Origin of the sequence: Streptomyces apricus (genome assembly GCF_008369065.1) — a bacterium.
In the GTDB taxonomy this organism is placed as follows: domain Bacteria; phylum Actinomycetota; class Actinomycetes; order Streptomycetales; family Streptomycetaceae; genus Streptomyces; species Streptomyces apricus.
The window spans coordinates 5,782-13,756 of sequence record NZ_VDFC01000063.1 but is presented as its reverse complement, the minus strand read 5'-3'; the positions used below and the strand labels follow the sequence as shown (position 1 = coordinate 13,756).

The 7,975-nt window shown below is 73.0% G+C and carries 5 protein-coding genes and 1 pseudogene; 2 read left to right on the top strand and 4 right to left on the bottom strand.

All coding sequences use genetic code 11. The features are described from left to right. Positions 1-821, bottom strand: an 821-nt coding sequence (mmuM, locus tag FGF04_RS32965) for a homocysteine S-methyltransferase (RefSeq protein ID WP_149515060.1), incomplete at its 3' end; no start/stop codon positions are given. Between the two features lie 9 nt (positions 822-830). Beyond that, positions 831-2,116 (bottom strand): annotated as a pseudogene (gene thrS / locus FGF04_RS32960) (threonine--tRNA ligase). Between the two features lie 253 nt (positions 2,117-2,369). On the opposite strand from thrS, the gene FGF04_RS32955 reads away from it, so the two are divergent. After that, on the top strand, positions 2,370-3,782 hold the full coding sequence (locus FGF04_RS32955) for an RICIN domain-containing protein (RefSeq protein ID WP_149515058.1): 1,413 nt from the start codon (positions 2,370-2,372) through the stop codon (positions 3,780-3,782). Positions 3,783-3,827: 45 nt separating this feature from the next. Here the strand turns inward: FGF04_RS32955 and FGF04_RS32950 are convergent, their stop codons facing one another. After that, positions 3,828-6,140 carry a wHTH domain-containing protein gene (locus tag FGF04_RS32950; protein ID WP_149515057.1) on the bottom strand — a complete coding sequence of 771 codons (2,313 nt, stop codon included), beginning with the start codon at positions 6,138-6,140 and terminating at the stop codon, positions 3,828-3,830. Between the two features lie 87 nt (positions 6,141-6,227). Continuing rightward, positions 6,228-7,127, bottom strand: coding sequence for an STM4015 family protein (locus FGF04_RS32945; RefSeq protein ID WP_328596428.1), 900 nt, complete (start codon positions 7,125-7,127; stop codon positions 6,228-6,230). A gap of 304 nt (positions 7,128-7,431) precedes the next feature. Between FGF04_RS32945 and FGF04_RS32940 the strand changes: the two genes are divergently transcribed. Then, a complete protein-coding gene (locus FGF04_RS32940) occupies positions 7,432-7,884 on the top strand; it encodes an NUDIX hydrolase (protein ID WP_149515055.1) in 453 nt (150 codons plus the stop codon). Positions 7,885-7,975: the final 91 nt, after the last annotated feature.

Genomic DNA, 7,975 nt, shown 5'->3' with positions numbered 1-7,975 from the left:
CCGGCGGTGAACGTCGAGCTGCCCACCCATCCCCGGGCCGCCGCGTCCCACCGTTCCCCGCTGTTCGGGTAGACCACCACCGGCTTGCCGGTGACCCGCGCGGCGACCCGCACCGCCGTCTCCACCTCCTCCGGTGCGCAGCAGTTCACCCCCACCGCCACCACCTCGTCGGCGTCGGCGGCCACCGCGAACGCCTCCRCCAGCGGCTGCTCGGCCCGCGTCAGGCCCCCGGCCACGCTGTACGACAGCCACGCCGGCACCCCGAGCCCCCGCACGGCCCGCACCAGCGCCCGCGCCTCGTCCACGTCCGGCACCGTCTCCAGCGCCAGGACGTCGGGCCCGGCCGCGGCCAGCACCTCCATCCGCCGCCGGTGGAACCGCTCCAGCCCGTCCACGTCCACCCCGTACCGCCCCCGGTACTCGGACCCGTCCGCGAGCATCGCCCCGTACGGGCCCACGGACGCCGCCACCCACAACGGCCGCCGCACCCCCCGCGCCCCGGCCTGCCGGGCGGCGTCCCGCGCGAGCGAGACGCTGAGCCCCAGCAGCTCGCCCGCCCGCTCCTCCGAGAGGCCCCGCCGTGCGAACCCCTCGAAGGTCGCCTGGTAGCTGGCGGTGATCGCCACGTCCGCACCGGCCTCGAAGTAGGCGAGGTGCGCCGCGGTGATCGCCGCCGGCTGCTCCACGAGCAGCCGCGCGGACCACAGCTCGTCGCTCAGGTCGTGCCCGGCCGCCCTCAGCTGGTTGGACATCCCGCCGTCGAGGACGAGGGTCCCCGCGGCGAGGGCATCAACGAAGGAGAGGGAGCTGTCGCTGGTCATGCACCGACGCTAGCCCACGTCAGGTTCGCGTTCCCGCGCGTCGCCGTCCTCCCACAGCGCGGTGCCGCGCGCCCCGGTCAGCGCCGCGATCCGGCCGAGCGCGTCCCCGGCCGGCAGCGCCCCCACCCCAGCCGCAGCGCCACCAGCCCCCCGGCCGCCTCCCTCGCACCGATCACCACCTGGTACGGGACCAGCCGCGCCGCCCGCACCCGCGCGCCCAGCGAACCCTGCTCCGGCCCGGCGACCTCGGCCCGCAGCCCCAGGTCGGCGCAGCGCCGATCCAGGGCGACGGCGTCCGGCAGCTCCGCGTCCGAGACCGGCAGGACCGCCACCTGGGTCGGGGCGAGCCACGCGGGAAAGGCCCCGCCGTGCTGCTCCAGGAGCAGTGCGACGGCCCGCTCCACGCTGCCGATGATGCTCCGGTGCACCATGACCGGCCGGTGCCTGCCCCCGTCCGCCCCGACGTACCGCAGCCCGAACCGCTCGGGCTGGTGGAAGTCGACCTGCACGGTGGACAGGGTGGACTCCCGTCCCGCCCCGTCGGCCACCTGCACGTCGATCTTCGGCCCGTAGAACGCGGCCTCGCCCTCCACCGACTCGTACGGCAGCCCGGACCGGTCCAGGACCTCGGTCAGGACCGCGGTGGCCCGCCGCCACAGCTCGGGTGCGGCGACGTACTTGCCACCGGGACCGGGCAACGACAGCCGGTAGCGGGCCGCGCGGATGCCCAGCGCCCCGTACGCCCGCCGGATCATCTCCAGCGCCGCCCCCGCCTCCCGCGCCACTTGGTCCAGGGTGCAGAAGATGTGCGCGTCGTTCAGCTGGATCGCGCGGACACGGGTGAGCCCGCCGAGCACACCCGACAGCTCGGACCGGTACATGCCTCCCAACTCGGCAATACGCAAAGGAAGTTCGCGGTAGCTACGGGAGCGGGAGCGGAAGATCACCGCGTGGTGCGGACACAGGCTCGGCCGCAGGACGACCTGTTCCGCGCCCAGGTCCATCGGCGGGAACATGTCCTCGGCGTAGTGCGACCAGTGGCCCGAGATCTCGTACAGCTCGCGCTTGCCGAGCACGGGGGAGTACACGTGCCGGTACCCCGCGCGCCGCTCCTCGGAGCGGATGTACTCCTCCAGGGTGTGCCGTACGACCGCGCCGTCGGGCAGCCAGTACGGCAGCCCGGCGCCGATCAGCGGATCGGTGTCGAACAGCCCCAGTTCACGGCCGAGTCTGCGGTGGTCGTTGTTCCTGCTGCCACTGTCGCTGTCGTTCCTGCTGTGGTCACTGTTCCGCATGGTGGTCTCCTCGCGAACGCGAACGGGAAGGCGTGCGGGGGAGCGACCGGGTACGCCGAAGCCCCGGGGCACTCGCCCCGGGGCTTCGGACTGGCTCATGAGTCAGCGCGCCGGGACACTCTCCGGCGTCGTCGTCTTCTGGGCGCGCTTCATGACGGGGAAGCTAGCAGTGCCCCCAGGGATCCCACACGGGGTTTTCCACCGCCCCCGCGGTCCCTCACCCCCCGACGCCCCTCGAAGGAGCGTGTCCGAGATGAGACGCCTGTACGCCGTGCTCCTCGCCCTCTGCCTGGCCCTGGCCGGCGCACTCGCCACCGCGGGCCCGGCCCAGGCCGCCCCGCAGACCCTCGCGAACGGCACGCAGTTCACCGACACCGGCGGCGACCCGGTGCACGCCCATGGCGGCGGGGTCGTCAAGGTGGGCGCGTACTACTACTGGTTCGGCGAGAACCGGAACACCGACAACACCTTCCGGTACGTGGACGCGTACCGCTCGACGGACCTGAAGAACTGGGAGTTCCGCAACCACGTCCTGACCGAGGCGAGCAGTCCGGAGCTGGCGACCGCCAACATCGAGCGGCCGAAGGTCATGTACAACGCGTCCACCGGCACGTTCGTGATGTGGATGCACAAGGAGAACGGCGTCGACTACGGCGAGGCCCGCGCGGCGGTCGCCGTGTCCGACACCGTCGACGGTGACTACACCTGGCGGGGAAGCTTCCGGCCGCTGGGCACGCACATGTCCCGTGACCTCACGGTGTTCGTCGACACGGACGGTGCGGGCTACATGGTCTCGGCCGCCCGCGAGAACTACGACCTGCAGATCTACCGGCTGACCGCCGACTACACCGGCATCGCGAGCCTGGTCGCCGACCCCTGGCACGGCGGCCACCGCGAGGCACCGGCACTCTTCAAGCGCAACGGCGTCTACTTCATGATGACTTCGGGCGCGACCGGCTGGAGCGCCAACCAGCAGCAGTACGCCACGGCGACCTCGATCGCGGGCCCCTGGACCGCGATGTCGAACGTCGGCGACTCGACCACGTACCACTCGCAGACCGCCTTCGTCCTGCCCGTGCAGGGGAGTTCGGGCACCTCCTACCTCTACATGGGCGACCGCTGGGGCAACTCCTTCGGCGGCACGGTGAACGACTCGCGGTACGTCTGGCTGCCGCTCGCCTTCCCGAGCCCGACCACGATGTCCATGTCCTGGTCGCCGGAGATCACCGTCGACACGGCGGCCGGGACCGTCACCGGGACGAGCGCCACGTACAACTCGCTGATCGCGCGCCACTCCGCCAGGTGCGCCGACGTCACGAGCCAGTCGCTGTGGGCGGGCGCCCAGATCAAGCAGTACACCTGCAACGGCGGCACCAACCAGAGGTACTGGTTCAAGTCGGTCGGCAGCGGTTACTACCAACTCGTGGTGCGGGGCAGCTCCCTGTGCGTGCAGGAGAACGCGAGCACCGTCACGCAGGAGAACTGCGCCGCGTCGGCGACCGCCCAGCAGTGGTCGCTCACCACCACCGGCTCCTACGTGACCGTCAGGTCCCGCGCGACCGGCGAGTGCCTGGACGTGAACGGCGCCTCCACCGCCGACTCCGCCGCGCTGATCACGTACACCTGCAACGGAGCGACGAACCAGCAGTGGACCAGGGGGACCTGACCCTCCCTCGCGCCCGAGGGCGAGCCCACCGGCGGCCCCGTACCTCTACCGGGCCGGGCCCGGAGCGGGGCGCCGGGTCGGGTAGTCGAGGTCCGCGACCTCCTTGCCCAGCACGCGCAGGCGGGCGGCCGCGTCGGCCGGGCTCCGGCCCGTCCTGCTCGCCGCGGCCAGCAGGTCGCCGGTGCCCCAGGGGCGGTGAGGGCCCGGCAGGGCCTCCACCAGGTCGAGATCGCTCGCGAGGGCCTGCGACGGTACGTGAACGTGGTGTCCCAGGAGGGCCATACGCGCCCCGACCTCCTGGGGGGTGCGGCCGGTGGCGCGTGCCGCCCGCAGCACGTGTCCCAGGTCCGCCGACCACTGCCGGATCCACGGCCCGCGGCCGTCCGCGTTCTCGCTCAGCAGGACGATGTCGTCGTCGGTGTCCTCGTCACCGGCCGCCGTGCCGGGCAACCCGTACTTCTCGTAGCCGAGTTCCGCGAGGCGGGCAACGACCTCCTCCGGAGTGCGACCGAGCGCCTTCGCGACGAGCAGGACGTGTCCGAGGTTCCCGCCCCGGCCGAGCCAGGGCGCCCGGCCGTCGGCGTTCAGGCTGACGACCACCGCGTCGTCGGGGTGCGGGGTGAACTCCAGGGCGTAGCCGAGGTCGAGCATGCGCAGCGCGACGTCATGGGCACTGCTCTCCAGGACGTCGGCCACGCACCGGACGTGCCCGGCCGTGACGCCGGTGAGCGGGACGTAGGGCGCGCCCCGCCGGCCGTCGCGGCTGATCATGGCGAGGTCACCGGGGTGCGGTGTCTCCGGCAGGCCCGACGGCACGTCCCGGTAGCCCAGCGTCCGCAGCCTGCGCGCGACCTCGGCCGGGGCGGCGCCCTCGGCGTGCGCCCGCGCCACCACGTGCGGGACGGGGACGGCCTCGTCGAGCGCCAGCCAGCCCGTCCCGGTGACGGTCAGGAGGGCGTCCCGCCCGTCGACCGACGCCGGCAGCGGACCGTCCGGGAGGACGACGTCGGTGTACCCAAGGCCCCGGTAGCGGGCCGCCGTCTCCTCCGGTCCCGCTCCGGAAACGGCGGCGGCCCCCACGACACGGCCGTACGGGACGGTGTCCGCCAGCACCGGCGCGGAGCCGTCCCCCGCCGTGCTGATGAGCCGGAGGTCGTCGTCGGTGACGTTGCGGTCGGGCACGTCGGGCACGCGCGTGTACCCGAGCTCCCTCATGCGGGTCACGACCGCGGCGGTGCCCGTCTCCCGCGCGTGCGCACTGAACAGGACGTGGCCGACCGGCACGGGCTCCGTCCGCGGGAGCCAGACCGTCTCCCCGGAGACGGCGGGCCGGCCGTCGATGAGCCCGACGTCGTCGGACGAGACCCCGGCGGGCAGCTCCGCCTCCGGAATGGTGAAGCCGAGCGACCGCAGGCGGTCCGCGATGTCGGCGGGGGCCCGCCCGGTCCTGGCGCCGACCACGACGAGGTGCGCGAACCAGTCGGGGTCGTTCCGGGCGAGCAGCGTCCGCCAGCCGCGCTCGAAGAGGTCCAGGTCCCCGGGCTCCACGGACCGGGGCAGCGGCCCCTCGGGCAGCAGGCGGTGGCCGAACGCGTGCAGGCGTGCCGCGATGTCGTCCGGGGTGCGGTCCAGGCCCTGGGCCAGACGCAGTACGTAGGGAAGGGGTACGGGACGGTCCAGGTGCAGCCGGTAGTGCTCGTCGCCCGGGTTCCCGCCGAGCAGCGTCAGGTCCTCGGCGTCCATGGCCAGGACGACGGGATCCACCCGGTACCCCAGCTCGACGAGGCGCTCGCACACCGAGACGACCTCGCGCAGGGCCCGCTGGGGGTCGTCCGCCACCTCCCAGTAACTGGCCTCCTGAAGGATGTGGTGGACGGGCACGGGGACGTCGTCGGGGAGGGGACGGTCCTCGTAGCGGGTGAGCGTCAGGTCCCCGTACTCCGGCACCCACCCCGGCAGGCTCTCCGGCGGGGGCGACGGCAGGCCCAGTCCGGCGAGGCGGGCCGCCAGCTCGGCGGGCGGCCGTTTCAGGTCGTCCGCCGCCCGCAGGAGATGGTGCCTGAGGAAGACGCTGTCCTCCGGGCCCAGCCACGATTCGCTTCTGTAGCGCATGAGCTTGAGCAGCTGCAGGTCGTCCTCGGTGGCCGTGGCCAGCTGTTCGGGGGAGGGGACCCGGTACCCCAGCTCGGCGAGGCGGGAGCGGACCGCGGCCGGATCGGAGTCGCTCTTCTGCGCGGCGCACAGGACGTGGCCCGGTGTCACGGGCTCGTCGGGATCCAGCCAGGGCGCCTCGGCGTCCAGCAGGCGACTGGTGATGAGCCGGTCGTGGTCGTCGCGGGGAAGTGCGGGGTGCGGCATGGCGGCCTCAGGGAGAAGGGAGAAGGGAACAGGAGGAAGAGGGAAGGGAACAGGGGGCGAGAGCTGGGCGGGGGTCCGGAGGGGAGGTCACTCGGCGACGCTGGTGTAGCGCCCGTCCTCGTCCCGCTCGTCCGTCTTCTGTTCGGACATGTCCACCCTGACGCCCGCCGGTTCGAGGGTCTCCCACAGCCGCAGCATCATGGCGTCGTCCAGGTAGTTGGCCCGGAGGTCCAGACGGCGCAGGTGGGTCAGGGGCTGCCCGCTCAGCAGGGCCATGGCGCCCTCCTCGTCGAGCGTGCCCATCGACAGGGCGAGGGACTCAAGGCGGGCCACCACCGGAGCCTGGGCGACGGCGGCCGCGATCTCGTTCGCCGACGGGCTGTTCTGCAGGCCCAGGTGGCGCAGCGACGGCAGGCGCTCCCCGGTGAGCAGCGGCCACAGGTCCTCCACGGTGGCGTCGCCCCCGTAGTCCTCGACGCCCAGCCACAGGTCCAGGCACTCCAGGGCCGGCAGGTCGGACGCCGCCACGTCCCGCACGACCGCGGCCGGCAGGCCACCGCTCTCGAAGCGCAGGGTGCGCAGCCCTTCGTGGCGCACGACGGGCCACACCAGCTTCTCGGCGCCGCGCACGCCCAGCTCCCGCAGCCGCGGGTACGCCTCCAGCAGGGGCGTCAGGTCGGACTGCTCGATCCAGGAGACCTCGCACTCCTCCGCGACGAGATCCCCGAGGAACAGTGCCTCCAGCGCACTCAAACGGGGTGCCAGCGAACACAGTTCTTCGACCGCCTCGGCCCCGTCGTCCTCGTTGCCGTACCAGGGGGCGCCGAGGACGAGCGCGCGTACCTCTTCGAGCGGCACGGACGCGAGGAAGCGGTCCATGTATGCGAGGTCCTCGTCCTGCGAGTAGTGGCACTGCAGGCGCCACGCGACGGAGGACGGGTCGTCCGGGAGGGGACGCAGGTCCGAGAACTGAGGGAACGTCAGCACCGGGAGACCGTGGAACGTCTCCAAGTGGTCGATCCGGCAGGTGTGTTGTGGCACATCGGCCAGAGGCTCCATGGCGACCTTCGTGAGGCGGGGCGTGCGGGTGTCTGTTCTAGCAGCCCCCTGTGACACCGGGAGCGGGGACCCGGCGCCGGACCGCGCCCGGACCGCACCGGGCGTACCGGACGTGCCGGAACGGGCGGGTCGCCCGGGCGGTAGCGTTTCGGACGGTGGTGTCCGTCCTGTCTTTCCACGGGCGACACCCCTGCTTCCGCTTCTGCTGTCCCTTTATCCCTTTCGAGGTCCGGTGCGACGACTGCTCACCCGTCTCTGGCGGCTCCTGCGCCCCTTCCAGAACCGCGTCATGTGGCTCCTGAACGCCAAGTTCGTGGCCGGTGTGACCGGCGTCGTGCGGGACGACGAGGGACGGGTCCTGCTGCTCCGGCACCGGATGTGGCCTCCCGGCCGGCAGTGGGGGCTGCCGAGCGGCTTCGCGCACAAGGGCGAGGACTTCCGGGCGACCGTCGTGCGCGAGGTCAGGGAGGAGACGGGGCTCGACGTGGAGGTGGGCGCCCTGGTGATGCTGAACAGCGGCCTGCGCACCCGGCTGGAAGTGGCCTACGAGGCACGCCTGGTGGGCGGCGAGCTGCGCCTGGACCCCGCCGAGATCCTGGAGGCCCGCTGGTGCCGGCCGGACGACCTCCCGGAGGACGTCCAGCCGGTCTGCCGTCCGCTGGTACYGGGCGAGACGACGCCGTAGGGGCGACGGTTCGGCGTCCGCCTAACCGTCGCCCCTCTACCGTGACCCCATGCCCCCGCACTCCACCGCCGCCTTCGCGGCCCTCCACCAC